This is a genomic window from Kluyvera sp., from assembly GCF_047971185.1.
In the GTDB taxonomy this organism is placed as follows: Bacteria; Pseudomonadota; Gammaproteobacteria; order Enterobacterales; family Enterobacteriaceae; genus Kluyvera.
The window spans coordinates 20,816-46,904 of record NZ_JBKDZH010000046.1; the positions used below are offsets into that span (position 1 = coordinate 20,816).

At 57.4% G+C, this 26,089-nt stretch carries 25 protein-coding genes and 1 riboswitch; of the genes, 14 read left to right on the forward strand and 11 right to left on the reverse strand.

Annotated elements, in window-relative coordinates; genetic code table 11:
• Positions 1-99: 99 nt before the first annotated feature.
• From ACK5JN_RS12790 to bioA, 6 genes are all read right to left on the reverse strand, one after another.
• The gene (locus ACK5JN_RS12790) at positions 100-1,383 is read right to left on the reverse strand and encodes a putative acyl-CoA thioester hydrolase (protein ID WP_416870532.1); all 1,284 of its coding nucleotides are present in this window, start codon (positions 1,381-1,383) and stop codon (positions 100-102) included.
• Between the two features lie 200 nt (positions 1,384-1,583).
• A complete protein-coding gene (locus ACK5JN_RS12795) occupies positions 1,584-2,141 on the reverse strand; it encodes an MltR family transcriptional regulator (protein ID WP_416870654.1) in 558 nt (185 codons plus the stop codon).
• 166 nt (positions 2,142-2,307) lie between these two features.
• On the reverse strand, positions 2,308-3,465 hold the full coding sequence (locus tag ACK5JN_RS12800) for a mannitol-1-phosphate 5-dehydrogenase (RefSeq protein ID WP_416870533.1): 1,158 nt from the start codon (positions 3,463-3,465) through the stop codon (positions 2,308-2,310).
• Positions 3,466-3,519: 54 nt separating this feature from the next.
• On the reverse strand, positions 3,520-5,496 hold the full coding sequence (locus ACK5JN_RS12805) for a PTS mannitol transporter subunit IICBA (RefSeq protein WP_416870534.1): 1,977 nt from the start codon (positions 5,494-5,496) through the stop codon (positions 3,520-3,522).
• Between the two features lie 443 nt (positions 5,497-5,939).
• Entirely contained in the window at positions 5,940-6,416 is a 477-nt protein-coding gene (locus ACK5JN_RS12810; protein ID WP_416870535.1) for a kinase inhibitor, read from the reverse strand.
• A 70-nt stretch (positions 6,417-6,486) separates the two neighbouring features.
• A complete protein-coding gene (bioA, locus tag ACK5JN_RS12815; protein ID WP_416870536.1) occupies positions 6,487-7,776 on the reverse strand; it encodes an adenosylmethionine--8-amino-7-oxononanoate transaminase in 1,290 nt (429 codons plus the stop codon).
• 84 nt (positions 7,777-7,860) lie between these two features.
• On the opposite strand from bioA, the gene bioB reads away from it, so the two are divergent.
• From bioB to uvrB, 5 genes are all read left to right on the forward strand, one after another.
• Positions 7,861-8,901 (forward strand): biotin synthase BioB, encoded by a 1,041-nt coding sequence (bioB, locus tag ACK5JN_RS12820; protein WP_416870537.1) that lies wholly within the window; start codon positions 7,861-7,863, stop codon positions 8,899-8,901.
• Entirely contained in the window at positions 8,898-10,055 is a 1,158-nt protein-coding gene (gene bioF, locus ACK5JN_RS12825) for an 8-amino-7-oxononanoate synthase (RefSeq protein WP_416870538.1), read from the forward strand. Before bioB ends, bioF begins: the two co-directional genes overlap by 4 nt.
• The gene (gene bioC / locus ACK5JN_RS12830; protein ID WP_416870539.1) at positions 10,039-10,794 is read left to right on the forward strand and encodes a malonyl-ACP O-methyltransferase BioC; all 756 of its coding nucleotides are present in this window, start codon (positions 10,039-10,041) and stop codon (positions 10,792-10,794) included. The genes bioF and bioC overlap by 17 nt, the downstream gene beginning before the upstream one ends.
• Positions 10,787-11,464, forward strand: a complete 678-nt coding sequence (gene bioD / locus ACK5JN_RS12835; protein ID WP_416870540.1) for a dethiobiotin synthase — start codon at positions 10,787-10,789, stop codon at positions 11,462-11,464. Before bioC ends, bioD begins: the two co-directional genes overlap by 8 nt.
• A 639-nt stretch (positions 11,465-12,103) precedes the next feature.
• A complete protein-coding gene (gene uvrB / locus ACK5JN_RS12840) occupies positions 12,104-14,128 on the forward strand; it encodes an excinuclease ABC subunit UvrB (RefSeq protein ID WP_416870541.1) in 2,025 nt (674 codons plus the stop codon).
• Between the two features lie 260 nt (positions 14,129-14,388).
• On the opposite strand, the gene pmrB is transcribed toward uvrB, so the two are convergent.
• From pmrB to yvcK, 4 genes are read right to left on the reverse strand one after another with little or no spacing between them, the layout of a single operon-like run.
• Positions 14,389-15,468, reverse strand: coding sequence for a two-component system sensor histidine kinase PmrB (pmrB, locus tag ACK5JN_RS12845; protein ID WP_416870542.1), 1,080 nt, complete (start codon positions 15,466-15,468; stop codon positions 14,389-14,391).
• A gap of 3 nt (positions 15,469-15,471) precedes the next feature.
• Positions 15,472-16,143, reverse strand: a complete 672-nt coding sequence (gene pmrA / locus ACK5JN_RS12850; RefSeq protein ID WP_416870543.1) for a two-component system response regulator PmrA — start codon at positions 16,141-16,143, stop codon at positions 15,472-15,474.
• Between the two features lie 10 nt (positions 16,144-16,153).
• Complete coding sequence (gene eptA, locus ACK5JN_RS12855; RefSeq protein WP_416870544.1) at positions 16,154-17,785, reverse strand: phosphoethanolamine transferase EptA; 1,632 nt, start codon at positions 17,783-17,785, stop codon at positions 16,154-16,156.
• A gap of 58 nt (positions 17,786-17,843) precedes the next feature.
• A complete protein-coding gene (yvcK, locus tag ACK5JN_RS12860) occupies positions 17,844-18,767 on the reverse strand; it encodes a uridine diphosphate-N-acetylglucosamine-binding protein YvcK (protein ID WP_416870545.1) in 924 nt (307 codons plus the stop codon).
• A 241-nt stretch (positions 18,768-19,008) separates the two neighbouring features.
• Positions 19,009-19,145: riboswitch (molybdenum cofactor riboswitch) on the forward strand.
• Between yvcK and moaA the strand changes: the two genes are divergently transcribed.
• The 9 genes from moaA to ACK5JN_RS12905 all read left to right on the forward strand — a co-directional run bounded on the left by moaA (position 19,133) and on the right by ACK5JN_RS12905 (position 24,959).
• Positions 19,133-20,122: a GTP 3',8-cyclase MoaA gene (gene moaA / locus ACK5JN_RS12865; protein ID WP_416870546.1), complete on the forward strand. Its 990-nt coding sequence runs from the start codon at positions 19,133-19,135 to the stop codon at positions 20,120-20,122. It overlaps the preceding riboswitch by 13 nt.
• 22 nt (positions 20,123-20,144) lie before the next feature.
• Positions 20,145-20,657: a molybdenum cofactor biosynthesis protein B gene (gene moaB / locus ACK5JN_RS12870; RefSeq protein WP_416870547.1), complete on the forward strand. Its 513-nt coding sequence runs from the start codon at positions 20,145-20,147 to the stop codon at positions 20,655-20,657.
• A 3-nt stretch (positions 20,658-20,660) separates the two neighbouring features.
• Positions 20,661-21,146 carry a cyclic pyranopterin monophosphate synthase MoaC gene (gene moaC, locus ACK5JN_RS12875; RefSeq protein ID WP_416870548.1) on the forward strand — a complete coding sequence of 162 codons (486 nt, stop codon included), beginning with the start codon at positions 20,661-20,663 and terminating at the stop codon, positions 21,144-21,146.
• Complete coding sequence (gene moaD, locus ACK5JN_RS12880) at positions 21,139-21,384, forward strand: molybdopterin synthase sulfur carrier subunit (protein WP_064548439.1); 246 nt, start codon at positions 21,139-21,141, stop codon at positions 21,382-21,384. The genes moaC and moaD overlap by 8 nt, the downstream gene beginning before the upstream one ends.
• 1 nt (position 21,385) lies before the next feature.
• On the forward strand, positions 21,386-21,838 hold the full coding sequence (gene moaE, locus ACK5JN_RS12885) for a molybdopterin synthase catalytic subunit MoaE (RefSeq protein ID WP_064548441.1): 453 nt from the start codon (positions 21,386-21,388) through the stop codon (positions 21,836-21,838).
• A 42-nt stretch (positions 21,839-21,880) separates the two neighbouring features.
• Positions 21,881-22,585 (forward strand): Bax inhibitor-1 family protein, encoded by a 705-nt coding sequence (locus tag ACK5JN_RS12890; protein ID WP_065355569.1) that lies wholly within the window; start codon positions 21,881-21,883, stop codon positions 22,583-22,585.
• A 148-nt stretch (positions 22,586-22,733) separates the two neighbouring features.
• Positions 22,734-23,243: an SMI1/KNR4 family protein gene (locus tag ACK5JN_RS12895; protein ID WP_416870549.1), complete on the forward strand. Its 510-nt coding sequence runs from the start codon at positions 22,734-22,736 to the stop codon at positions 23,241-23,243.
• 513 nt (positions 23,244-23,756) lie between these two features.
• Positions 23,757-24,410 (forward strand): Bax inhibitor-1 family protein, encoded by a 654-nt coding sequence (locus ACK5JN_RS12900; protein ID WP_416870550.1) that lies wholly within the window; start codon positions 23,757-23,759, stop codon positions 24,408-24,410.
• 138 nt (positions 24,411-24,548) lie between these two features.
• Positions 24,549-24,959, forward strand: a complete 411-nt coding sequence (locus ACK5JN_RS12905; RefSeq protein ID WP_416870551.1) for a YbhQ family protein — start codon at positions 24,549-24,551, stop codon at positions 24,957-24,959.
• Here the strand turns inward: ACK5JN_RS12905 and ACK5JN_RS12910 are convergent.
• Positions 24,921-26,027 carry an ABC transporter permease gene (locus ACK5JN_RS12910; RefSeq protein ID WP_416870552.1) on the reverse strand — a complete coding sequence of 369 codons (1,107 nt, stop codon included), beginning with the start codon at positions 26,025-26,027 and terminating at the stop codon, positions 24,921-24,923. The genes ACK5JN_RS12905 and ACK5JN_RS12910 overlap by 39 nt on opposite strands.
• Positions 26,028-26,089: the final 62 nt, after the last annotated feature.

The following is a 26,089-nucleotide window of genomic DNA, read 5'->3' on the forward strand; positions in this document are numbered from 1 at the left end:
GGCAACCTGCGCGCTCAGGCATGATGACGCTAAATTTATCAGGCCTGTGCGATAAAAAAGCCCATGGAATCATGGGCTTTTTTCACATCTAATCACGCGTTACTGCTTCGGCTCAGCCACCACGTGACTTCCCACGCCGCGGTTGTTGTATTCCCACATGCGGTTGAAGTTGCGGTCGTTAAGATCGCGTTTCAGCTGGCCTTTCTCGTCCTGCGCGCCGGTGTTGCCGCTGAACGGGCGTTTAGACACGGCGGCGTCGGCCCACGGTTTTGCGGAATTAAAGCCTTCGTTAATCACGCTATCGCGAATCACTACCTGACCGTTGGTGTTGCCGTCCACGTCCAGCGAACGGCCCAGCTGCGCCACGCCGTCACCGGCGGCGGTGAAGCGGCTGTTGGTCGCCAGGAAGCCGTAGAAGATATTGGACTGGGTGGCCGGAGCGAAGACGTAGCCTTCCTGCTGCGTACGGGAATTCACTACGCGGAAGTCGGTGTTGTCGAACACCACCGCGCCGCGACCGGACACGATATCCACATCGCCTTCGAGGTAGCTGTTGCTGACCAGCGTACGGGTCTGGCGGTTGTTTTGCAGACGGTTATCAACGCCGCTGTTGGTCACGAAGAAGGTATTCTGACGGCCCAGGATATTGACGTTGTTCAGCTGGGTTTTATCGCCATCGGTGCGCAGAGCCACCGCCTGGTGAGTGCCTGCGTCAACGCTGTCGCCCAGGTTGTTTTCGATGGTCAGATTTTGCAGCTGTAACCCATTGTTCTGCGACCAGACGACGGCGGAGCACATCACGCCGATGGTGGCGCTGCGCTTGCTCTGGCAGCTATCGAACATGTACCACGCCGGTTTGCCCGGCATGTATTTGCCGCCTGGGTTAACCAGTTTACGCCAGCTTGCCGGATCGATTTCGGAATCAATCGCCAGGCCCACTTTGACGTCAATCGCTTTCTCGCCGGTACCGTAGATGGTCAGGCTACCCGGAGCGGCCGGAACGTACACGGTGCCCTGATACTCACCCGGCAGCACGGCGATATACAGACGTGAGCTGCTGTGACGCGCGATAGCGGCATCCACGGCGGCCTGAATGCTGGTGTGCGTTACGCCCTGCGTACCGGCCGGGCCAACCACGAAGTCGGCTTTTGCCGGCACGGCGATGGAAGACGGAGACCAGGCGGCAGCGTTAGGATCTAACGACGAGAAATAACGCGCGGCGGTAAAGTTCTGCGCTTCATCCGCCGACAGTACCGGACGGGAGGCGGTACCAGGCGCGGTCTGGTCAGAAGGTTGCTGGTCCGCTGGGGTTGAGCTGCAAGCAGTCAGTGTCACGCCAAAAGCCAATGCCAGCGCCAGACGAGAAACCGAGAAAGTGTTCATGTTGCTCCAGGCTAATTAAGTGAAATGAGAATCCTGTAAAAGCAGCCTTTTTATACTAAGTTGAGCGAAACGGGAAGATGTGCTGACAAAAAAATCGCCTGTTTTTTTGACAACTTATGCAAGCGGAAAGAAAGACAGAACGAATGGCGAAGGAGAGTGCCATTCAATGGCCTTATCCATCCGCCGTGGAGTATCACCCATTAAAACGCTTTCTTGTGCGCCAGGCTGGTCACTAAATCGGTAATGCTGAGCACCAGCGTGGAACGCACCATCTGCTGGTAGCGCTGCTCCTGCATGGTTCTCAGGGCGTCGTCGACCACGTCTTCCGGCAGATGCAGCGTCGGCGGGGGCGGCAGCGCCGTCATGCAGTGCAGCATGTTGATAGGCCCCAGAATTTCGTCATCGGTAAAGCTGTAGATTTTGTTCTCGTGCGCCAGCTCGTTGTTCAGCGCCAGTAGCAGTTCGACGTCTTCATATTCATCGCGGCTAATCACGCCCAGCGCGTAAATCAGCTTCAGCCGAACCGGCAGGTTAGCCAGCGGGCCGCTGCCTTCCAGCAGCGGTTCCACCGCGTACTTCACGGCGTAATCGTCTTTGCGGAAGGCTTGCAGAATCAGCTGGTCAACCGCTTCCGACAGTAATCCAACGGCGGTTTGAATAAACCCCGTCAGCGTCTGTCGGGCGTTAAGCCGCTCCAGGATGCGATTTTCCGCCGCCTGATTTTGGGTCAAGTATGCGTCGTCCATCATGGCCATCATCCTGGTTGTGCTTTCCGCTACTGGTGGCTGCTCTGGAGCCGTTTCCTTCGGACGCTGGTTTTCCGGTGCTGCTTGCGCATGTTTGCGCAGGAGATTCAATTTCATCTTACCCTTCTTCATCGGGCGCGGCGGTCGTTGGCCGCCGCGCCCAGCTATGGGTGTTACATCATTCTTTGTGTTGCATGGCGTTATACACATTCACGATCTGGGCGACAAGTGCTGGCTGGTCCTGCAGGCCACAAACCGCAGTGACCGTGTTTGTTACCCCATTTTCCGCCAGCAGGTTTGCCATTTCTTGCGCCTGTGGATCCTGACTGCTGCGATAGTGCAGCGCGGCGGCGATGCCGATGATCAGATGGCCATTGGGCAGACCGTATTCCAGCGTGCCGCGCAGCGGCTTGATTAAGCGATCGCTATCGCTCAGTTTACGCAGCGGCTGGCGGCCAACGCGCTCCACGTCATCGTGCAGATAAGGGTTCTCAAAGCGGGTCAGAATCTTATCGATATAGGCAGCATGCTGCTGCGGATCGAAGGCGTAACGCTGAATCAGCACCGCGCCGCTCTCCTGCATGGCTTTTTTGACCGTTTCACGGATGGCCGGGTCGAGAATGGCCTCGCGGATAGTCTGATAGCCCGCCAGCTGACCGAGATAGGCGGTAATCGCGTGACCGGTATTGAGGGTAAACAGCTTACGCTCAATATAGGCCATCAGATTGCTGGTGGGTTCCATCCCGGCGATGTCCGGCAGCGTACCCTTAAACTGGGTGCGGTCGACAATCCACTCGCTAAAGGTCTCGACGGTAACGTCCAGCGGATCGTCGTTCGCCGCGGTGCCCGGCGGTACGATACGGTCGACCGCCGAATCGACGAACCCGACGTGCTCCTCTACCCAGCCGTGAAGCTCCGCGGGGATCGCTTGCAGCACGTGCTGCTTAAGCTGGCTGGTGCCGCGCACCATATTTTCACAGGCGATGATGTTCATCGGCTGGTGGTTACCGCGCGCGTGACGGGCGATTAATCCCTCGGCCAGCGTGCTGGCGATTTTGCTCAACACCTGCGGGCCAACGGCGGTGGTAATGATATCGGCCTGCGCAATCTGCGCGATGGCGTCCGGGCTGTTGCTGTAGACAGCGCTGACGCGATTGACCTGCTCAACGTGAGCATTTTCGCCGACCACGTTGACCTGATAGTGCTGCTGATGCGCCAGCTGATCGACCAGCGGCTGGTTAACGTCGGCAAAGGTCAGCTCCGCCTGGGCGTCCGCCAGCAGTTTGCCAATAAAGCCGCGACCAATATTCCCTGCGCCAAAATGAATTGCTTTCATTCGCTTATTTCCTCGAAAAATTTTTCCGTATCAGGGGGCAGCGCCCCCATCACCTTAGGCTGCTTGTTCGCCGGACAGGAGCTGCAAAATCTCCTGCACGCTGGTGGTCTGCGTCAGACGTTCAATCACGTCCTTATCATCCAGCGCGTTGGCCAGGCGGGCGATAACCTGCACGTGCTCGTTGTTGCGGGCGGCAATGCCGATCACCAGTCGGGCAACGTCGTCCGGCTCATCGCCGAAACGGACCCCTTCCGGGTACTGGCAAATGACAATCCCGGTGCGCAGCACGCGGTCTTTGGCTTCTACGGTGCCGTGAGGAACGGCGATGGATTCTCCAAGGTAAGTGGTGGTCAGCGCTTCACGCGCCAGCATGGCGTCAACGTAATCCGGCTCGACGTAGCCGCCGGAGACCAGCTTTTCACCGGCAAAGCGAATGGCCTGCTCTTTATTATCGGCGGTTAAGTTGAGGAAAATATTATCGGCGCTGAGCTTGAACAGGTTCTCCTCGCGTTCGCCTGCGGCGTACGCGTCGTCGTTGGCGGCGATAATCGTCTGGTTAATCAGGCGGCTGTCGTTCGCCGCGGGCGGCAGTTTTGCCGCTAGCAGACGGGTGGTTAAGTCGGTGTACAGGCCGCTATCGAGGAAGTTGCTCAGCGACATATGCATCGCCTGCGGCGCAAAGCGCATGGCGCGTTCGGTGAGATCCTGATGGGTAATCACCAGGTCCACATTGTCCGGCAGGCTGTTGATGGCGCAGTTGGTCACCGAAATATGGCTGAGACCGGCATCTTTCACCTTTTTACGCAGAACGCCCGCGCCGAGGGCGCTGGAGCCCATTCCGGCGTCGCAGGCGACGATGATGTTACGCACGTGGTGCAGATCTTTCGCCAGATCCAGCGCCGGTGCCGGCTGCGGCTGCTCGCCGGACGGCTTCGCGCCTGATTTGGACTGCTGCTTCAGGCTCTGCATCCGACGGGTGGCTTCCGCCAGGCCGTTGCTCTCTTCATCACCCACGCGAACGCGTTTCAGCAGCATCGACGCGGTGAGGAAGGAGACCAGCGTTGAGGCGAGAATCGACAGCACGACGCCAATCAGCGACGCTTTCGGCGTCATCAGCAGCACGGCAAAGATAGAACCCGGCGACGCCGGTGACACCAGGCCTGCGTTAAACAGGGTCAGGGTAAAGACGCCGGTCATCCCGCCGAGGATCACCGCCAGAATCAGGCGCGGGTTCATCAGCACGTACGGGAAGTAGATTTCGTGAATGCCGCCGAAGAAGTGAATAATCGCCGCGCCGCCCGCAGACTGCCTGGCGCTGCCTTTGCCAAAGAACATGTACGCCAGCAGGATGCCGAGGCCCGGGCCCGGGTTAGCTTCAATCAGGAAGAAGATAGACTTGCCGGTTTCCGTGGCCTGCTGAATGCCGAGCGGCGAGAAGATACCGTGGTTGATGGCGTTATTAAGGAACAGGATTTTTGCCGGTTCGACAAAGATAGAGGTCAGCGGCAGCAGGTTGTTCTGCACCATCACGTTAACGCCGGTCGCCAGCGCTTTCGACAGCAGTTCAACCATCGGGCCGATAGCCAGGAAGGAGAGCATCGCCAGCAGCATGCCGATAATCCCGGCAGAGAAGTTGTTGACCAGCATCTCAAAGCCGCTTTTGATTTTGCCGTCGACCCACCGGTCGAAGCGCTTAATCGCCCAGCCGCCGAGCGGACCGGCGATCATCGCGCCCATAAACATCGGCATATCGGCGCCGACAATCACCCCCATGGTGGTGATGGCCCCCACCACGCCGCCGCGCTCGCCGCCGACCAGACGGCCGCCGGTGTAGCCGATCAGCAGCGGCAGCAGATAGGTGATCATTGGGCCGACCAGCTTGGCCAGCGTCTCATTCGGCAACCAGCCGGTGGGAATAAACAGTGCGGTAATTAAACCCCAGGCAATGAATGCGCCAATATTGGGCATGACCATATTGCTGAGGAAACGGCCAAAATTCTGTACCTTGACCTTGATATCTGGTGATAACATAAAAACACCCCTCGTGGTGCGCGTCAGAGGCTGCGCGCGTAATAGTCGTGCTGGTTTCGCCAAAAACCAGCCAGTCGTTCTGTATGCAAAATCGACTCTATCACGCCGTTTTCGTCTCGCGTACCCCGAGGGGTATTTGTGATGGTGATCACTATACCTACCGGGCTTGATGGGGTGTTTTGGTGATCGTGATCACATAAAAGAGCTGTAACTCTGCTACAACGTTAAAATATCGCGCTTCTCTCGCCATTTTTTGTGATTAAAATCACTTTTTATGTTGGCGTGTTTGTTTTCAAATTGTGACCTTATTCACAAGGTATTTTTACATGCCCCTCGCTTCACCTTTCCGCTTTTCCTGTCCGCCGTTTTTTCGTTAGAAAATTACATTGCAATAAAAAGCCCCGCGAGGTTTCCCTGCGGGGCGTAATACGTACGGCGGAGGATTAGCTGAACAGGGCGGTAATGCTCGCGCTGCCGAGGCTGTGGAAATGCACGTTAAAGCCGACCATCGCCCCGCTGGCGCCTTCATCAACGTCGATCTTATCGACGTCCAGCGCGTGTACGGTAAAGATATAGCGGTGAGTTTCACCTTTTGGCGGCGCCGCGCCGCCGTAGCCCGCTTTGCCGAAGTCGGTGCGGGTTTGCAGCGTGCTTGCCGGCAGGCCGACCAGACCGGAGCCCGCGCCGGTAGGCAGTTCGCGGACGTCGGCCGGAATGTTGGCGACAATCCAGTGCCACCAGCCGGAGCCGGTTGGCGCATCCGGGTCGTAGCAGGTCACGACAAAGCTTTTGGTTCCGGCGGGAACGTCATCCCATGCCAGATGCGGGGAGGTATTGCCGCCCTCGTAACCCATACCGTTGAAAACCTGTGACGGGGGGAGCTTCTCGCCGTCACGCAGATCGTGGCTGACTAATTTCATCAACTGCCTCCTTTGTTAATCCACTGATTAACAAAGGAGTGTAGCGGTTACCGCCGCAGATTACCGCTGCTTATTGGATAAAAAATGTTTCCTGTTCAACCGCGAGGCACACCGCGCGGGTCAGGCGCGTGAGCTGCTGCGGGGTGATGAGGTAGGGCGGCATCAGGTAGATCAGGCGGCCAAACGGCCGGATCCAGACCCCTTGCTCGACAAAGAAGCGCTGTAGCTGCGCCATGTTGACCGGATAGCGCGTTTCCACCACGCCAATCGCGCCCAGCACGCGCACATCGGCAACCAGCGGCGCATCGGCGGCGGGGGCCAGCTCGCGCTTCAGCTGCCGTTCGATGGCCGCCACCTGTGTTTGCCACTCGCCGCTTTCCAGCAGCGCCAGACTTTCCGTCGCCACCGCGCAGGCCAGCGGGTTGCCCATAAACGTCGGCCCGTGCATAAAACAGCCCGCCTCGCCGTTGCTGATGGTTTCCGCCACTTCACGGGTGGTGAGGGTGGCCGACAGCGTCATGGTGCCGCCGGTCAGCGCCTTGCCAAGGCACAGAATGTCGGGGCTGATTTCCGCGTGTTCGCAGGCGAACAGCTTGCCGGTGCGGCCAAAGCCGGTGGCAATCTCGTCGGCAATCAGCAGAATCCCCTCGCGATCGCACATTTTGCGGATGCGCTTGAGCCACTCCGGATGATACATCCGCATGCCCCCCGCGCCCTGGACGACAGGTTCGAGGATCACCGCCGCAATCTCATGACGATGCGCGGCCATCAGGCGGGCAAACGCCACCATATCGTACTCGTCAAATTCGCCGTCAAAGCGGCTGTGCGGCGCGGGCGCGAACAGGTTCTCCGGCAGATAGCCCTGCCACAGGCTGTGCATCGAGTTGTCCGGGTCGCACACCGACATCGCGCCGAAGGTGTCTCCGTGGTAGCCGTTGCGGAAGGTGAGGAAACGCCGACGCGGCTCGCCCTTTGCCTGCCAGTACTGCAGTGCCATCTTCATCGCCACTTCTACCGCCACCGAGCCGGAATCGGCCAGGAAAACGCACTCCAGCGGCGCCGGGGTCATCGCCACCAGCTTGCGGCACAGCGCCACCGCAGCCGGATGGGTGATACCGCCAAACATCACGTGCGACATCTGGTCAATCTGCGCTTTCATCGCCGCGTTCAGCCGCGGGTGATTGTAGCCGTGGATCGCCGCCCACCAGGAGGACATGCCGTCCACCAGACGCTCGCCGTTGGCAAGCTGCAGCTCGCAGCCTGCGGCGGAAACCACCGGATACACCGGCAGCGGGGCGGTCATGGAAGTGTAGGGATGCCAGATATGGCGGCTATCGAAGGCGAGATCGTCCGTTGTCATAATCGACTTGTAAACCATTTTGAAAAGTTTTAGGTTTACAAGTATAAACCGAACCGAAAATTAACAAAACCCCCGGAGAAGCCAATGGCTCACCCTTTACGCTGGACAATGTCGCAGGTCACCGAACTTTTCGAAAAACCCCTGCTGGAGCTGCTGTTTGAAGCGCAGCAGGTTCATCGTCAACATTTCGATCCTCAGCAGGTGCAGGTCAGTACGCTGCTGTCGATTAAAACCGGCGCCTGCCCGGAAGACTGTAAATACTGCCCGCAGAGTTCACGCTACAAAACCGGGCTGGAGAGCGAGCGCCTGATGGAAGTGGAGCAGGTGCTGGATTCCGCCCGCAAAGCGAAGCTCGCAGGCTCAACGCGCTTCTGCATGGGGGCGGCGTGGAAAAACCCGCACGAGCGCGATATGCCGTACCTTGAGCAAATGGTGCAGGGCGTCAAAGAGATGGGGCTGGAAGCCTGTATGACGCTGGGCACGCTCTCCGACAGCCAGGCCGCGCGTCTGGCGTCAGCGGGGCTGGACTACTACAACCACAACCTCGATACCTCGCCGGAATTCTACGGCAACATCATTACCACCCGTAGCTACCAGGAGCGCCTGGACACGCTGGATAAAGTACGCGACGCCGGCATTAAAGTGTGCTCGGGCGGGATCGTCGGACTGGGGGAAACGGTGACCGACCGCGCGGGCCTGCTGCTGCAGCTAGCCAATCTGCCGACCCCGCCGGAAAGCGTGCCGATCAACATGCTGGTGAAGGTCAAAGGTACGCCGCTGGCCGATAACGAAGACGTGGATGCCTTTGATTTTATTCGCACGATTGCCGTAGCGCGCATCATGATGCCGACCTCGCACGTGCGCCTTTCAGCTGGTCGCGAGCAGATGAACGAGCAGACGCAGGCGATGTGCTTTATGGCCGGGGCCAACTCCATTTTCTACGGTTGCAAGCTACTCACCACGCCGAACCCGGAAGAGGACAAAGATTTACAGCTGTTCCGTAAGCTGGGGCTGAACCCGCAGCAGACCACGGTCACCGCCGGAGACAACGAGCAGCAGCAGCGCCTGGAGCAGGTGCTGATGACGCCGGACACTGAGGATTACTACAACGCGGCGGCGGTATGAGCTGGCAGCAGCGAATAGACCACGCCGTTGCCGAACGCCGCGAGGCGCAGGCTTTTCGTCAGCGCCAGCCGCTGGCGCAGGGCGCGGGGCGCTGGCTGACGTGCGGTGAGCGTCGCTACCGCAATTTTTCCAGCAATGACTATCTGGGGCTCAGCCAGCATCCGCAGGTGATTCGCGCCTGGCAGGATGGCGCCGAACGCTACGGCGTTGGCAGCGGCGGCTCCGGCCACGTCACCGGCTACCATCAGGCGCATCAGCGGCTGGAGGAACAGCTGGCTGACTGGCTGGGCTACGACCGTGCGCTGCTGTTTATCTCCGGCTTTGCCGCCAATCAGGCGGTGATTGCGGCGCTGGCCGCCCGCGAGGACCGCATCGTCGCCGATCGTCTGAGCCACGCCTCGCTGCTGGAAGCGGCAAGTCTAAGCCCCGCGCAGCTGCGGCGTTTTCAGCATAACGACAGCCAGCATCTGGCCCGGCTACTGGCGGCACCTGTCGCCGGGCAACAGCTGGTGGTGACGGAAGGGGTGTTCAGCATGGATGGCGATGGTGCGCCGCTGGCCGAGGTGGCCGCCGAGGCGCGTCACGCCGGGGCATGGCTGATGGTCGACGACGCGCACGGCATCGGCGTGGTGGGCGAAAACGGCCGCGGCAGCTGTTATCAGCAAGGCGTGAAGCCGGAGCTGCTGGTTGTCACCTTCGGCAAAGCCTTTGGCCTGAGCGGGGCGGCGGTATTGTGCAGCCAGGCGGTGGCTGACTACTTCGTCCAGTTCGCCCGCCATCTGATTTACAGCACCGCCATGCCGCCCGCCCAGGCGCAGGCGCTGCAGGCGGCGCTGGCGGTGATCCGCAGCGATGACGGCCAGCAGCGGCGGGAGAAACTGGCGCAGCATATCGCTGATTTCCGCCGCGGCGCGCGCGGGCTGGCCTATGCGCTGACCGATTCGCAGAGCGCCATCCAGCCGCTGATTGTGGGTGATAACGGGCACACGCTACGGCTGGCTGAGCGCCTGCGCGAGCGGGGCTGCTGGGCGACGGCTATTCGTCCGCCGACGGTACCTGTGGGTAGCGCGCGTTTGCGCCTGACGCTGACCGCCGCGCATGACGCGCAGGATATTGTGCAGTTGCTGGAGGTATTGCATGGCGAGCGTGGATAAACAGGCGGTCGCGGCGGCCTTTGGCCGCGCGGCCGCGTCGTATCAACAACACGATGCGTTACAGCGCCTCAGCGCCGCGCAGCTGCTGTCCCAGCTGCCGGCGCGGGCGTTTTCCCGCGTGCTGGACGCCGGGTGCGGACCGGGCAGCTACAGCCGCTACTGGCGCGAACGGGGCAGTCACGTTACGGCGCTGGATCTCAGCGCGGAAATGCTGCAACAGGCGCGTGTACAGCAGGTGGCGGATGACTACCTGCTGGCGGATATCGAAGCCATTCCTCTGAGCGGCGGCGGCTTCGATCTGGTGTGGAGCAATCTGGCGATTCAGTGGTGCAGCGATCTGCAGGCGGCGCTGGCGGGGCTTTATCGGCAGCTCGCCCCCGGCGGCACGCTGGCGTTTACCACGCTGACGGCGGGATCGTTGCCGGAGCTGAATCAGGCCTGGCAGGCGATTGACAGCCACCCGCACGCCAACCGTTTCCTGCCCGAGCCGACGCTGCGCGAGGCGCTGGCGGCGTATGCCGGGCATGGCGCGGCCACCACCATCACCTTGCCTTTTCCCGACGCGTTAAGCGCCATGCGCTCGCTGAAGGGCATCGGCGCGACGCACCTGCATCAGGGGCGCAGCCGCCAGCCGCTCACGCGCGGCAGGCTCCAGCAGCTACAGCTGGCGTGGCCGTTGCAGGCGGGTACCTACCCGCTGACCTACCATCTTTTCACAGGAATCATCACACGTGACTGAACGTTTTTATGTAACCGGAACCGATACGGAAGTGGGGAAAACCGTCGCCAGCATCGCGCTGCTGCAGGCCGCTCGCCTGCTTGGCAGACGCACCGCGGGCTACAAGCCGGTGGCGTCGGGCAGCGAAATGACCGACGAAGGGTTGCGCAACAGCGACGCGCTGGCGCTACAGCGCAATAGCGTGCTGCCGCTGCGCTATGAAGAGGTGAATCCGTACACCTTTGCCGAACCCACCTCGCCGCATATCGTTAGCGCCGACGAACGGCGGCCCATTGAGGCCAGCGTCCTGTCTGCCGGGCTGCGCGCCCTGGAGGAGCAGGCGGACTGGGTGCTGGTGGAGGGGGCGGGCGGCTGGTTTACGCCGCTGTCGCCCACGCTGACGCTTGCCGACTGGGTCCGCGACGAGCAGCTGCCGGTGATTCTGGTGGTGGGCGTGAAGCTTGGCTGCATCAATCACGCTGTGTTAACCGCTCAGGCGGTACAGCAGGCCGGGCTGCGTCTGGCGGGCTGGATTGCCAATGACGTGACGCCGCCGGGTCGCCGTCACGCCGAGTATCTCAGCACCCTCCAGCGAATGCTGCCAGCGCCTTGCCTGGGCGAAATTCCGTGGCTCGGTGAGGCGGTCGACGCGCAGCCGCTTGGCGGCTATCTCGATCTGAGCGTGCTCTAAATCTCTCTGCCTCACGCTGATTTTTGCGTCATCGTCTGTCTTCATTCGTAAGCGCTAAGCCGCAGAAAACGTAAGGGAAACGCGCGCTGTTATGGATAAAACGGGCGCGCTTTTTCGCTGATGCATATCAAAATTGGAGAGAAAATATTTTTTTGTCCTGACGTTGACACGAAGTTGCGCAAACCGCCGGGTGGCGGGGGATAGGGGCTAGCGGCAGTTATCCACTATTCCTGTGGATAACCCTGTGTATTAGAGTTAGAAAACTAGCGGTAAACGAGAGAACATGCGGCCTGCGCCTGAATTGATGCGAAAGGCGGCTTTTCTGTCTTTCCTTTAATAATCAGTAAGATAAATAAAAGCAATGGCGTCATAAAAAGTGCTGGGGATTGCCATAAAACTTTCATGACCGATATTGACAAATGTTAAAAGAGAAAAAGTTCTGGGGATAACCCGGTACCGCTGGTGTTTTATGTCGTCAGAGGATAAATTTCCGCCTATTGCGCTTAGCGCAGCGTGATTTACCCGAACGACGATAGTGCATTACTGTTTTTATATCCAGTATTTTTTATTGGCAATTCGCCAGACGACGAGTAGAATTAATCTCCAGCCCGGCCCATCCGTTATCAGGTAGCGTTGCCCATGAGTAAACCCTTTAAGTTACATTCCGCGTTCAGTCCTTCCGGCGATCAGCCGGTTGCTATTTCACGCCTGAAAGAGGGGCTGGAGGACGGCCTGGCGCACCAGACGCTGCTGGGCGTAACCGGCTCGGGGAAGACCTTTACCGTGGCCAACGTGATTGCCGACCTCCAGCGCCCGACGATGGTGCTGGCGCCGAATAAAACGCTGGCCGCGCAGCTGTACGGCGAAATGAAGGCGTTCTTCCCGGAAAACGCGGTGGAGTATTTCGTCTCCTACTACGATTACTACCAGCCGGAAGCCTATGTTCCCAGCTCCGACACCTTTATCGAAAAAGATGCTTCGGTGAACGAACACATCGAGCAGATGCGTCTGTCGGCCACCAAAGCGCTGCTCGAACGCCGCGACGTGGTGGTGGTGGCTTCGGTATCCGCGATTTACGGCCTGGGCGATCCGGATCTCTATCTGAAAATGATGCTGCACCTGACGGTCGGCATGATTATCGACCAGCGTTCGATCCTGCGGCGTCTGGCGGAGCTGCAGTATACCCGTAACGATCAGGCGTTCCAGCGCGCCACCTTCCGCGTACGCGGCGAGGTGATCGACATTTTCCCGGCAGAGTCGGATGACCTGGCCCTGCGCGTCGAGCTGTTCGACGAAGAAGTCGAGCGTCTCTCGCTGTTTGATCCGCTGACCGGGCACGTTGAGTCGACCATCCAGCGCTTTACCATCTACCCCAAATCTCACTACGTGACCCCGCGCGAGCGTATCGTACAGGCGATGGAAGAGATCAAAGAGGAGCTGGCGGACCGCCGCAAGGTGCTGCTGGCCAACAATAAGCTGCTCGAAGAGCAGCGCCTGAGCCAGCGTACCCAGTTCGATCTTGAAATGATGAACGAGCTTGGCTACTGCTCGGGCATTGAAAACTACTCGCGCTTCCTCTCCGGGCGCGGGCCGGGCGAGCCGCCGCCGACGCTGTTTGACTACCTGCCGGCCGATGGCCTGCTGGTGATTGATGAATCGCACGTGACCATTCCGCAAATCGGCGGCATGTACCGCGGCGACCGGGCGCGTAAAGAGACGCTGGTGGAGTACGGCTTCCGCCTGCCGTCGGCGCTCGACAACCGTCCGCTGAAGTTTGAAGAGTTTGAGGCGCTGGCGCCGCAGACCATCTACGTTTCGGCAACGCCGGGCAACTACGAGCTGGAGAAATCCGGCGGCGAAGTGATCGATCAGGTGGTGCGTCCAACCGGGCTGCTCGATCCGATTATCGAAGTGCGCCCGGTGTCGACGCAGGTCGACGACCTGCTGTCGGAAATCCGCAAACGCTCGGCGATCAACGAACGCGTGCTGGTCACCACCCTGACCAAACGGATGGCCGAAGACCTGACCGAATACCTTGAAGAACACGGCGAGCGGGTTCGTTACCTGCACTCCGACATCGACACCGTGGAACGTATGGAGATCATCCGCGATTTACGTCTGGGCGAGTTTGACGTGCTGGTGGGCATCAACTTACTGCGTGAAGGTCTGGACATGCCGGAAGTCTCTCTGGTGGCGATTCTCGACGCCGATAAAGAGGGCTTCCTGCGTTCCGAGCGTTCGCTGATTCAGACCATTGGCCGCGCCGCGCGTAACATCAACGGCAAGGCGATTCTGTACGGCGACAAGATTACCCCCTCGATGGCGAAGGCCATTGGCGAAACCGAGCGCCGTCGCGAGAAGCAGGAGCGCTACAACGAAGAGCACGGCATTGTGCCGCAGGGGCTGGTGAAAGACGTTGTCGATATCCTGGCGATGGGCGAAGGGCTGGCGAAAACCCGAGCGAAGGGCCGCGGCAAGTCGCGTTCCGCCGCGACGATCGTTGAGCCGGACGTTCAGGCGCTGACGCCGAAGGCGCTTCAGCAGCAGATTCAAACGCTGGAGGCGCAGATGCTGAAGCACGCACAGAACCTTGAGTTTGAAGAAGCGGCAGAAATTCGCGACCGCCTGCATCAGCTGCGAGAGCTGTTTATCGCCGCCTCCTGATTGCCGTCGGCGGTGTGCGGCGGCGCTGCCTGGCGTCGCTTTGCCCGGCAGCGCCGCCATTTCTCTGGAAATGTGGCTGACATCACGCGCGGTGGGTCAGCCTTAAGGTTCACTTAATAAATTCAACTGATACTATCGGTAAAATCATTGAGGGTTGCATTATGTCGAATCTGAATTTCCAGCAGCTGTTGACCTTACTTATTTCCGTTGCCATTGTTGCCGGCTTCCTGAGCCACTGGATGCTGACCTTCTGAAGCGCCTTAGCGCTTCGTTGGCTGAAACTCGACCCATGCTCGCGTCCCGGCTGCGGCGTCGCGGTTTTGCAGGAAGAATGCCGCCTCATGCAGCTGAGCGATGCGCGTGACGATGCTCAGCCCCAGGCCAATACCGCCGTAGCGGCTGTCCATGCGCACAAACGCCTGGCTAAGCTCGCCGACCTTCGACTCATCAATGCCAGGCCCTTCATCCTCCACAATCAGCATCGGCTTATTTGCCACCGCCAGAGACAGCGTGATGGTCGATGACGCCGGGCTATAGCGATGCGCGTTTTCCACCAGATTCCTTACCAGCAGGCGCAGCAGCGTGGCATCACCGGAAACCGTCACCGTCGGCGTCGGCTCGTTAACGGCGAGGGTTTGTTCCCGCGCCGCCAGCATCGTCTCTAGCTCGCCTTTCAGCGGCTCAATCACGTCGCTCAGCAGGTTAACCTGCTGGTAGCTTCCCGCCGAGAACGACTGGCCGACGCGCGCCAGCAGCAGCAGCTGCGCCACGCTTTCGGTCATCTGATCTAAGCGCTGAATCAGCGGCGCAAGGTTCAGTTTCTGGGTTTTCTCCAGCAGCTCCAGATGCAGCTTCAGCCCCGCCAGCGGCGTGCGTAGTTCGTGCGCCACGTCGGCGGTGAACAGACGTTCGCGATCCAGCGTTTGCGTCAGGTTTTCGACCAGCTGGTTGATGGCGCGGGTGACGGCTTCAACCTCCACGGTGGTCTGCAGGAGAAAGATGGGCTGCAAATTTCCCGGCGTACGCGCATCCAGCTCTTTTTGCAGGTCGGCCAGCGGGCGGGTGATGCGTTTAACCGCCTGTAGACACAGGTACAGCGCCAGGCCGATGATCACCAGGCTTGGCACCAGCAGGCTGGCGATCGCTTCCCGTACCTCGTGGCGAATGTGTTTGACGTTATTATGGTTATGCATCAGCATCGCCACTTCCAGCTCGATCTGCTCTTTGCTCTCATGCCAGAGCCAGAACACGCTGATGAGCTGGAATACCACCAGAATCAGGCCAATCGCCAGCAGCAGCTGGTGGCGCATCGGCCATTGACGAACGGAGAAAAGCGCCATGCGTTACTCTGCCTTAAGGGTGTTGACCAGCTGATAGCCAAACCCGCGTACCGTGCGAATTCGGGCTTTGCCGACTTTGTCGCGCAGGTTGTGGATATGCACTTCCAGCGTGTTGGTTGCCGGTTCGTTATCCCAGTTATAGATATCGTTGTAGAGGATCTCGCGGTGTACCGGGCTACCGGCTTTGAGCATCAGGCGCGAGAGCAGGGCGTACTCTTTTGGCGTCAGGTCAAGCAGCTGGTCATCCAGCCACACCTGGCGGCGGGTGACGTTCAGGCGCAGGTTTTCCACCGTGACCTCGTTATCCCCCTGGTTCAGGTTCCGCCGCAGCAGCGCGCGGATGCGGGCGTTCAGCTCTTCCAGCGCGAACGGCTTGACCAGATAGTCGTCGGCGCCGGTGTCCAGACCGCTGACGCGATCTTCCAGGGTATCGCGGGCAGTGAGGATCAGTACCGGGGTGCTCATTTTTTCCTGGCGCATACGCTGCAGGAAGTGCAGCCCGTCCTCATCCGGCAAACCGAGGTCCAGCACCACCAGGCTATAATGCCCGTTGGCGAGGCTCAGTGCGGCCTGATGCGCGGTGGCGACACCGTCGCAGGCGTATCCTTCGCTCTGCATGGCCAGAATGAGCCCCTGTAACAATAGGGTGTCATCTTCAACGACTAATATTTTCATCCGTTCGCCTCTATTTGCAGGTGGCTAATATATCATCCGCTGCGTGATATTCCCTGGTCTCTACGCCGGTCATCCCCAGCACGGTTGAGAACAGATTATCCTGCGAGTAGTCATTCTTTTTAGCCTGTTGTTGCAGGCAAGCGTAATTTACGCCGTAACGTTTTTGGTAATCATCGGATAACCATAACAGCATTGGCACATGTTTTTGCGTTTCTGGCGCAATAGAATACGGCAGACCGTGCAGATAAACGCCATTTTCACCCAACGACTCACCGTGGTCGGAAAGATAAACCAGGCTGGTGGTGAATTTATCCTGTTTGGCCTGTAACAGTTTAATCGCTTTATCCACAATATAATCGACGTACAGAATGGTGTTGTCGTAACTATTTTTCAGCTGCTCCTGAGAACACGACTGAATTTCGCTGGTATCGCAGGTTGGCGTAAAGCGGCGGAACTGCGGCGGGTAACGGTTGTAATAGGTCGGGCCGTGGCTGCCGATGGTGTGCAGCACAATCACGCCATCGCCCTGCAGGCTATCGATGGTTTTTTCTAAATCGTGGAACAGCACCTCGTCATAGCACTCGCCGTCAATGCATTGGCCGGGTAACTTCATGGCGGTCATATCCTGGTGCGGCACGCGGACACAGGCACCTTTGCATCCACCGTCGTTATCATTCCACAGCACCTGAATCCCCGCGCGCTGAATAATATCCAGCAGGCCCTCCTGATGGTGCGCCAGAGACTCATCGTAACGCGCGCGCGGCATATTGGAGAACATGCAGGGCACGGAAACCGCGGTGGCGGTACCGCAGGAGGTCGTTTTCGGGAAATAGACCACGTTATCGTTGGCTAAGCGCGGATTAGTATCGCGATCGTAACCGCCCAGCGAGAAATCCGCGGCGCGCGAGGTTTCCCCGAGAACAATAATGGTCAGATTTTTACGCGGGCCGTTTTTCATGGCCGCTTTTTGCTGCGCATCTTCGCCAATTTTTACCAGCGGCAGATTGTCCATCTCGTGATGAAAATACCAGGAGTTGAGCGCCACAATACTGTTTGAGGGGTTCAGTGATTTCACCAGCTCTTTATTATTGCGGAACAGCGAGGCGTAATCCTTATAGAACAGGCCGGCAACCAGCACGATAATCAGGGCTGAAACCAGCACGGTGCCTACGCGCATTAAAGTACCGCGCCACAGGCTGGCTGCCGGTTTAATTTTAATCCACCACGCCAGCGCAATAAACAGCAGGGCGGTAAAGCCCAGCACGACGATCATTTGTCCGGAGAGCAGGGCATAGCTTTCTGCCGCCGTGGTATCAAAAATATTGGTCACCATGGAACGGTCGACAATAATGCCGAAGTTCATCATGAAATATTGCGCGCTGGCGCCCAGCAAAATAAATAGCGTGACGAGAACTTTCTCAAGCCGAATAACGGAGGCGAGCGTCAGGCAAATGGCCATCACCGCAAAAGCGACGAACGGCATGGTCAGGAAGACCAGCGCGTTGTGCAGGCTGTTTACCGGTAGCAGGCTAAACGCCTGGCGATAAAAAACGACGTTCAGCGCCAGCGCAATATAGAGCGCGAACAGCACAATGTAGGTCAGTCGACTGACGGTTGGACGTTGACGTAACAGGTGAAGCATAACGGTAACCTAATAAGATTGATGCTCGCTATGCTGCCTGAGGTATTTTAAGACAACCTTAAGATTTTAAGGGAACCTGGCCAATGGCCTGAAGCGCCTCTTCCAGCGCTGCGCGCAGCAGGGTGCGATCGTGGCGATACGGTATATCGCTGGCCTCCAGCGGCTGCTGGATAATCGCTTTTCCCGCGACGCCGCTAATGTCTGCTTTCGGACCGACAACGACGGCATCAATCACCGATTTGCCAATAGCGTGCTCCAGCAGGTTAAGACGGTCGTTGAGCGTCAGGTTGCCCGCAGGGCTGTGCTCGCGGCCGAGGTTTTCGATGTACACCATCGACGCGGGCGTGCGGCGCATGGCCTGAGCAATTTCCGGCAGCAGCAGGATCGGCAGCAGGCTGGTGTAGAAACTGCCGGGGCCAATGAGGATTAAATCCGCCTCGGCGATGGCCTGCACCGCTTCACGCGTGGCGGAGACCGACGGCGTCAGCATCAGCTCCTGCGGCGGTTGCTTCAGCTGATCGATATTCACTTCGCCGTAAATTTCATGCCCCTCGCTGTCGATCGCCATCAGATCGACCGGCTGTTCAGACATCGGAATCAAAGACGCCTCAACCTTTAACAGATTTCTGATTAAATTGATGGCCTCCAAAGGCCGCACGCTCAGGTGATCGAGAGCCTTTAACATCAGATTTCCGAGGTTATGCCCGGAAAGTTCACCGTTACCGCCAAAACGATACTCAAACATGGTCGACGCCACGCTCGGTTCGGTAATTAATTGGTTGAGGCAGTTACGCATGTCGCCCCAGGCGATGCCGCCTTCTGAACGACGAATACGCCCGGTAGACCCGCCGTTATCGGTGGTGGTGACGATACCGGTAAGGCGCGAGCCGAGCGATGACAGGGATGACATCACGCGTCCAAGGCCGTGCCCGCCGCCCAGCGCCACAACGCGGTCGAGATCGGCAAAAGTGCGATTGCGCATAGAACTTCCTTATGTCCTGAAAATGGGCTTACATTATCTTAACTACCACTAAAAGACGATGCTCTGTCCCGGGCAAAATGATGTATATCAATGCAAAAACGTGATTTTTACGTATTCTGTAGGGAAAGTGCACGATCATGTCGCTATATATAAGTTTATACAGCGAAAGCGAAAATGGCGAAACTGTTATTCTCGCGCTACTATTCGGCATAACCTGGTTCAGCACGCGGTATACTTCTGGCTGAACAAAACACTCTAGCCTCTGCGCCTAAGTTGAAAAATAGGGCGCTTTGGCCGCGACGGTTTCCACTGTCGCCAGGGCGAAGGAAGAAATGATCTCGCCTCCCGTATCTGGAAAGGTGTCTATGGCTTCACAACTCACTGATGCGTTTGCGCGCAGGTTCTTCTATCTGCGTCTGTCGATTACCGACGTCTGCAACTTCCGTTGCACCTACTGCCTGCCGAACGGCTACCAGCCCAACGGGGTCACCAACAACGGCTTTTTGTCGCTGGACGAAATTCGTCGGGTGACGCGCGCCTTCTCGGCGCTGGGGACGGAAAAAGTGCGCCTGACCGGCGGCGAACCGTCGCTGCGCCGCGACTTTACCGACGTCATTGCCGCAGTGAAAGAAAATGCCTCTATCCGCCAGATTGCGGTAACCACCAACGGTTACCGCATGGCGCGTGACGTTGCGGCCTGGCGTGATGCCGGGTTAACGGCGCTCAACGTTAGCGTCGATAGCCTCGACGCGCGCCAGTTTTACGCGATCACGGGGCAGGATAAATTCCGCCAGGTGATGGACGGCATCGATGCCGCCTTTACCGCCGGCTTTGAAAAAGTGAAGGTTAACACCGTGCTGATGCGCGACGTCAACCATCACCAGCTCGACACCTTTCTGGCGTGGATCAAACCGCGCCGCATTCAACTCCGCTTTATTGAACTGATGGAAACCGGCGAGGGCAGCGAGCTGTTCCGTAAGCACCATATCTCAGGCATGGTGCTGCGCGACGAGCTGCTCAAACGCGGCTGGATCCATCAGATCCGTCAGCGCAGCGACGGCCCGGCGCAGGTCTTCTGCCACCCCGACTACGAAGGGGAAATCGGCTTAATCATGCCGTATGAGAAAGACTTCTGCGCCAGCTGTAACCGTCTGCGCGTATCGTCCGTTGGGAAGCTGCATCTGTGCCTGTTTGGCGACGGCGGCGTAGACCTGCGCGAACTGCTGGCCGAAGACGCCCAGCAGCAGGCGCTGGAAGACCGCATTGCCGAAGCCTTAACCCATAAAAAACAGACCCACTTCCTGCATCAGGGCAATACCGGAATTACCCAGAATTTATCCTATATTGGTGGATGATTGGTCATCAAGGAGCTATCAAATGAGTCAGGTGAGCGCTGAATTTATCCCGACACGCATTGCTATTCTTACCGTTTCCAGCCGCCGCGGCGAAGAGGATGACACCTCAGGCCATTTCCTGCGCGACTCCGCCCTTGAGGCAGGTCACCAGATCGTCGATAAGGCGATTGTGAAAGAGAACCGCTACCAGATCCGCGCCCAGGTTTCCGCCTGGATTGCCCGCGACGACGTGCAGGTGGTGTTGATTACCGGCGGCACCGGCCTGACCGACGGCGATCAGGCCCCGGAAGCCCTGCTGCCGCTGTTTGACCGTGAAATCGAAGGCTTTGGCGAAGTGTTCCGCATGCTGTCGTTTGAAGAGATTGGCACCGCCACGCTGCAATCGCGCGCCGTCGCCGGTATGGCCAACCGCACGCTGATCTTCGCCATGCCCGGCTCGACCAAAGCCTGCCGTACCGCGTGGGACAACATTATCGCCCCGCAGCTGGATGCCCGTACGCGTCCGTGTAACTTCCACCCTCATCTGAAGAAATAACCGATGTCGCAACTAACCCATATCAACGCGGCGGGTGAAGCCCATATGGTGGATGTCTCCGCCAAGGCGGAAACCGTCCGCGAAGCGCGCGCTGAAGCGTTTGTCACCATGCTGCCGGAAACGCTGGCGATGATCATCGACGGTAGCCACCACAAGGGCGACGTGTTTGCCACGGCGCGTATTGCCGGTATTCAGGCCGCCAAGCGCACCTGGGAGCTGATTCCTCTGTGCCACCCGCTGATGCTCAGCAAGGTAGAAGTGAATTTACAGGCGCAGCCGGAGCATAACCGGGTGCGTATTGAATCGCTGTGCCGACTGACCGGTAAAACCGGGGTTGAGATGGAGGCGCTGACCGCCGCGTCGGTCGCTGCGTTGACCATCTACGACATGTGTAAAGCGGTACAAAAAGATATGGTGATTGGCCCGGTTCGCCTGCTGGCGAAAAGCGGCGGTAAATCGGGTGATTTCAAGGCGGATACTCATGATTAATGTGCTGTTTTTTGCTCAGGTTCGTGAGCTGGTGGGCGTGGACTCGCTGGCGCTGGCGCCTGAATTTGCCAATGTGGAAGCCGTGCGTCAGCATCTGGCCGCGCAGGAAGGGCGCTGGTCGTTGGCCCTTGAAGAGGGCAAGCTGCTGGCGGCGGTGAACCAGACGCTGGTCAGCTTCGATCACCCGGTTACCGATGGTGATGAAGTGGCGTTTTTCCCGCCGGTGACGGGAGGGTAACATGAGCGAAACCCGTATTATCGTTCGCCATGAACGCTTTAGCGTTGGCGATGAATATCCCTGGCTGGCTGAACGCGATGAAGATGGCGCGGTGGTGACGTTTACCGGCAAAGTGCGTAACCATAATCTTGGCGATAGCGTGAAGGCGCTGAGCCTTGAGCACTACCCGGGTATGACCGAAAAAGCGCTGGCGGAAATCGTCGACGCCGCCCGTGAACGCTGGCCGCTGGGCCGCGTCACCGTGATTCACCGCATCGGCGAGATGTGGCCGGGCGAGGAGATTGTTTTCGTCGGCGTCACCAGCGCCCATCGCGGCAGCGCCTTTGACGCCGGTGAATTTATCATGGACTATCTAAAGACCCGCGCGCCGTTCTGGAAGCGTGAAGCCACGCCGGAAGGCGAGCGCTGGGTGGAAGCGCGCGACAGCGATAAACAGGCAGCCGAGCGTTGGTAGCGTTACACTTACTTCAGGCTTTCATCAATTCAGGAGAACGTCATGGATCGATTCCCTCGCTCTGATTCAATCGTGCAGGCCCGTAGCGGTCTGCAAACCTATATGGCGCAGGTTTACGGCTGGATGACCTGCGGGCTGCTGCTGACCGCGTTTATTGCGTGGTACGCGGCGAACACGCCGGCGGTGATGATGTTTGTTTTCTCCAGCAAAATCACCTTTTTCGGCCTGATCATCGCCCAGCTGGCGCTGGTGTTCGTGCTTTCCGGCATGGTGCAGCGTTTAAGCGCCGGCATGGCCACGACGCTGTTTATGCTCTACTCGGCGCTTACCGGGCTGACGCTATCCAGCATTTTTATCGTCTACACCTATTCATCTATCGCCAGCACCTTCGTGGTCACCGGCGGGATGTTCGGCATCATGAGCCTGTACGGCTACACCACCAAACGTGATTTAAGCGGCCTCGGCAGCATGCTGTTTATGGGGCTGATTGGTATCGTGCTGGCCTCGCTGGTCAACTTCTGGCTGAAAAGCGACGCGTTGATGTGGGCCATTACCTATATCGGCGTGGTGATCTTCGTCGGCCTGACCGCCTACGACACCCAGAAGCTGAAAAACATCGGCGAGCAGATTGACGTGCGCGACTCGTCGAACCTGCGCAAATACGCCATTCTCGGCGCGCTGACGCTGTACCTCGACTTTATCAACCTGTTCCTGATGCTGCTGCGGATTTTTGGTAACCGGCGCTAGGTAGGCTAAGTGAGTTAAAAAATCCCGGACTGGTTCCGGGATTTTTTTCGGAATTAATTAAGAAGAAAAGTTTCTTTTTCATCAAATAAATCAGGGAGAAAATGTTAGAATCTAGAACAATGAATTAAATGTTCGGAGATATGATTTTATGTCAATTCAAATGTCATGTGCTTTTGATAAGGAAGATATTAAGAATACTTTAGGGAAGTACAATTCTTGGGTGCCTGATAGTTACATCGATTTTCTATCACAATCAAACGGCATGTTTATTAATGGCGATTCCTATTGCGTTATACCATTCAGCAAAGTAGATTCTAAAGAAATTAGTATTCAAGAGATTTATGGCGTTAGAGCCAGGAATGTTGAGTTTGATCTTGATAATATTAATAGGTTTAGAGATGATATTATGGCTTTCCAAAATCCGCTAATTATCGCTGGGGACCCTGGTGGCAATTTTTTTCTCTTTAGCGGTAATCAGGATGATGATGCTGTCTATTACTGGGATAGAGCTCATATTCACTTTGAACATTGCTATGATTACCCTGAAGGTAATGAAGAAGGAAATATTTATAAATTATCCAATAGTTTTAATGGATTTTATAAACTGATAATGAGGAATGTAGGGGGAGATATAAGTATTGTCACGCAATGCCTTTAGAATACAGCAGTTTTACAGGGGGGAAGTTTATCTAACTCATTGCTAGTACATTGTCACTATGCATAATGGAAGAGCAACTGATGTTGAACTTAATGCTAGAAAGTTTCCGGATATACTTTCTGAAAGACGTAGTTGCCTCTTTTTTCATTATTTTGTCTTAATCCTGATTTAATCGATAAAATGATTTTCAGTAGCCGCAAATAATATTTGCCATATGGAGTATGATGTTTTCAACACAACTTAGCGGGTATTTCGGCGTATTTCAACTGCGGGCCGATGGTTGTCTATCTGCGATTTCTAACGCTGTATTTAACATAACTGATTTTTCTGAACGATCCCGGACTAGTTCCGGGATTTTTTTCGGATTTCATTCAGATGCCAAACGCACATTAAAAGCAGCTTGCCGATGGGCAACCGTGCCAGATTAAGCCATCAGCCAAATCGACACGGAAGCCCCTTATGCCCATCTTCTCCGCCATCCGGCAGCATCAAATCACCGTTATCCCCGCCAGAATGATGATCGGCGTCTGGCTGCTCACCGCCGCCGGTTTATGGGCAACGGCAGCAGTGACGTGGGCAACGGTCATCTACTGCGAGGCTTTTGCGCTTGAACTCCATCCCGTCGCGATTTTTGGCGCGTTTTTACTACTGATCGTGGGTGGCTACTATTTAATGGAACCACTCCATCGATTAAGCACGGCCGCAGCGGTTGTTTTTTATCTGGCATTTATTGCGCTGGCGGGCATTTTTTCGGGAAATATCTTTACATGGCAGGGAGTTGTAGTCGTACTGGGGATTACCGGCGCGATGTTTGCCGTCAGCGCCTGCCTGTGCTGGTGTGTTGATATGAATCCAGGCAGCGTCAGGCAAATTATCATCATGATCGTCTGCGGCACGTTGATTGCAATTGGCGTAAACAGCCTGCTGGATAGCCGACCATCGCGCTGGTTTTACAGCTTATTCACCGCCGTGCTATGGGCGGTCACGGCCGGTTGTGAAAAAGAGACGCTGCACGGCTACGCACGTAAACTGTACGCTGCCGAATTTTACACCCTTCCTCGCTGCATCGTTCTGGGTGCGATGACGATCTATCTTGGCGTGATTGCCTTTTTCCGTCGGCTGATAATGGGCGTAATGAATATTTTATCCGGTTTCTGGATACCTTGATTGCGCTAAAAACAAACAAATCGCTCTCTTCCTGAGCGAAATAGTGACACCAATGTCACAAAAAGCACCACATTTACGGAATTTTCCGTACACTCGGGTACTCTGAATAAGCAAATAAAATTCTTCAGGAGAGAAGCCATGAAGTGGCAACAACGAGTTCGTGTCGCAACGGGGCTAAGTTGCTGGCAGATTATGTTGCATTTGCTGGTCGTCGCCGTGCTGGTGATGGGCTGGATGAGCGGCGCGTTGGTGCGTGTTGGCTTAGGACTGTGCGTATTGTACGCCGTCACCGTTTTATTGATGCTGGCTCTACAGCGTCACCATGAGCAGCGCTGGCGCGAGGTCGCCGACGTGCTGGAGGAACTGACCACCACCTGGTATTTTGGCGCGGCGATGATTGCCCTGTGGCTGCTGTCTCGCGTGCTGCACAACAACTACCTGCTGGCGCTGGCCGGGCTGGCTATCCTTGCCGGTCCAGCCGTGTTCTCGCTGCTGGTAAAAGACAAATCCTCAGGCGATCTTGCGGCGAAACATCGCGTACGCCACTGATCCCGTCGTGGCCGCTATGAACAGTAGCGGCCACAAACTCCCCCAGACAATCGACAAGCTCGCATCCTTCAAATAAATCTGCTTGGTAATATCGGTAAAGTGGCGGATTGGGTTAATCCACGTTAAGTGCTGGAGCCATACCGGCATGTTCTCAACCGGCGACACGTAGCCGGACAGCAGAATCGCCGGCATCATAAAGACAAACACGCCGATAAACGCCTGCTGCTGGGTAGAGCACAGCGCAGAAATCAGCAGCCCGAATCCCACCAGCGACAGCCCGTAAATCACCATCGTGAAGTAGAACAGCGCCAGCGAACCGGCGAAGGGACTCTGATAGGCCCAGATGCCGATGGCCAGCACGATAGTGGCCTGGAAGGTGGCGACGATCAGCGCGGGCACCGCCTTGCCAACGAAAATCTGCCAGGTGGCGAGCGGCGACACCAGCAGCTGATCGAGCGTGCCCTGCTCGCGCTCGCGGGCTACCGACAGCGAGGTGACGATCATCACCCCGATAGTGGTGATCATGGCGATCAGCGACGGCACCACAAACCACTTGTAGTCGAGATTCGGGTTGTACCAGTTACGCACCACCAGTTCGCTGTTGTTCGGCTTCGCTTTGCCTTCCATCAGCTCCTGCTGGTAGTTTTTGACGATCTGTTGCAGGTAGTTAGCGGCAATCTGCGCGCTGTTAGAGTTGCGCCCGTCGAGTATCAGCTGCATGGGCGCGGTCTGGAAGGTGTCGAGATTGCGCGAAAAGTCGGCCGGGAAACGTACCAGCAGCAGCGCCTTCTGGGTATCGAGCGTCGGCTGGATCTCCTGCGGGCTTTTCAGCAGCAGCACGTGGGTAAAGGCTTTGGCGCGGGCGAAGCGCTGGGTCAGCTCGACGGCGTGCTTGCCGTTGTCTTCGTTATAGACGGCGATGGTGGCGTTGGTCACCTCCAGCGTGGCGGCGAACGGGAACAGCAGCACCTGAATCAGCACCGGCATAATCAGAATGGCGCGAGTTTGCGGCTCGCGCAGCAGCGACTGTAGCTCTTTGCGGATAAGCGTCCATAAGCGGTACAGCATGTTAGTTCTCCGTTGTCCCGAGGTCGCTGCGCTACCAGGGCACGAATGTAGCCCGGGCGAGC

What these genes read in the sequence shown, in the direction of transcription:
- pmrB (WP_416870542.1), bottom strand. Translation starts at nt 15,468, where the DNA reads ATGGCGCTTTTCTCCGTTCGTCAATGGCCGATGCGCCACCAGCTGCTG.
- uvrB (WP_416870541.1), top strand. Translation starts at nt 12,104, where the DNA reads ATGAGTAAACCCTTTAAGTTACATTCCGCGTTCAGTCCTTCCGGCGAT.
- ACK5JN_RS12805 (WP_416870534.1), bottom strand. Translation starts at nt 5,496, where the DNA reads ATGTTATCACCAGATATCAAGGTCAAGGTACAGAATTTTGGCCGTTTC.
- ACK5JN_RS12790 (WP_416870532.1), bottom strand. Translation starts at nt 1,383, where the DNA reads ATGAACACTTTCTCGGTTTCTCGTCTGGCGCTGGCATTGGCTTTTGGC.
- moaD (WP_064548439.1), top strand. Translation starts at nt 21,139, where the DNA reads ATGATTAATGTGCTGTTTTTTGCTCAGGTTCGTGAGCTGGTGGGCGTG.
- eptA (WP_416870544.1), bottom strand. Translation starts at nt 17,785, where the DNA reads ATGCTTCACCTGTTACGTCAACGTCCAACCGTCAGTCGACTGACCTAC.
- yvcK (WP_416870545.1), bottom strand. Translation starts at nt 18,767, where the DNA reads ATGCGCAATCGCACTTTTGCCGATCTCGACCGCGTTGTGGCGCTGGGC.
- pmrA (WP_416870543.1), bottom strand. Translation starts at nt 16,143, where the DNA reads ATGAAAATATTAGTCGTTGAAGATGACACCCTATTGTTACAGGGGCTC.
- ACK5JN_RS12810 (WP_416870535.1), bottom strand. Translation starts at nt 6,416, where the DNA reads ATGAAATTAGTCAGCCACGATCTGCGTGACGGCGAGAAGCTCCCCCCG.
- moaB (WP_416870547.1), top strand. Translation starts at nt 20,145, where the DNA reads ATGAGTCAGGTGAGCGCTGAATTTATCCCGACACGCATTGCTATTCTT.
- bioF (WP_416870538.1), top strand. Translation starts at nt 8,898, where the DNA reads ATGAGCTGGCAGCAGCGAATAGACCACGCCGTTGCCGAACGCCGCGAG.
- ACK5JN_RS12900 (WP_416870550.1), top strand. Translation starts at nt 23,757, where the DNA reads ATGATGATCGGCGTCTGGCTGCTCACCGCCGCCGGTTTATGGGCAACG.
- ACK5JN_RS12890 (WP_065355569.1), top strand. Translation starts at nt 21,881, where the DNA reads ATGGATCGATTCCCTCGCTCTGATTCAATCGTGCAGGCCCGTAGCGGT.
- ACK5JN_RS12905 (WP_416870551.1), top strand. Translation starts at nt 24,549, where the DNA reads ATGAAGTGGCAACAACGAGTTCGTGTCGCAACGGGGCTAAGTTGCTGG.
- ACK5JN_RS12910 (WP_416870552.1), bottom strand. Translation starts at nt 26,027, where the DNA reads ATGCTGTACCGCTTATGGACGCTTATCCGCAAAGAGCTACAGTCGCTG.
- ACK5JN_RS12800 (WP_416870533.1), bottom strand. Translation starts at nt 3,465, where the DNA reads ATGAAAGCAATTCATTTTGGCGCAGGGAATATTGGTCGCGGCTTTATT.
- moaE (WP_064548441.1), top strand. Translation starts at nt 21,386, where the DNA reads ATGAGCGAAACCCGTATTATCGTTCGCCATGAACGCTTTAGCGTTGGC.
- moaC (WP_416870548.1), top strand. Translation starts at nt 20,661, where the DNA reads ATGTCGCAACTAACCCATATCAACGCGGCGGGTGAAGCCCATATGGTG.
- bioB (WP_416870537.1), top strand. Translation starts at nt 7,861, where the DNA reads ATGGCTCACCCTTTACGCTGGACAATGTCGCAGGTCACCGAACTTTTC.
- ACK5JN_RS12795 (WP_416870654.1), bottom strand. Translation starts at nt 2,141, where the DNA reads ATGATGGCCATGATGGACGACGCATACTTGACCCAAAATCAGGCGGCG.
- bioA (WP_416870536.1), bottom strand. Translation starts at nt 7,776, where the DNA reads ATGACAACGGACGATCTCGCCTTCGATAGCCGCCATATCTGGCATCCC.
- moaA (WP_416870546.1), top strand. Translation starts at nt 19,133, where the DNA reads ATGGCTTCACAACTCACTGATGCGTTTGCGCGCAGGTTCTTCTATCTG.
- ACK5JN_RS12895 (WP_416870549.1), top strand. Translation starts at nt 22,734, where the DNA reads ATGTCAATTCAAATGTCATGTGCTTTTGATAAGGAAGATATTAAGAAT.
- bioC (WP_416870539.1), top strand. Translation starts at nt 10,039, where the DNA reads ATGGCGAGCGTGGATAAACAGGCGGTCGCGGCGGCCTTTGGCCGCGCG.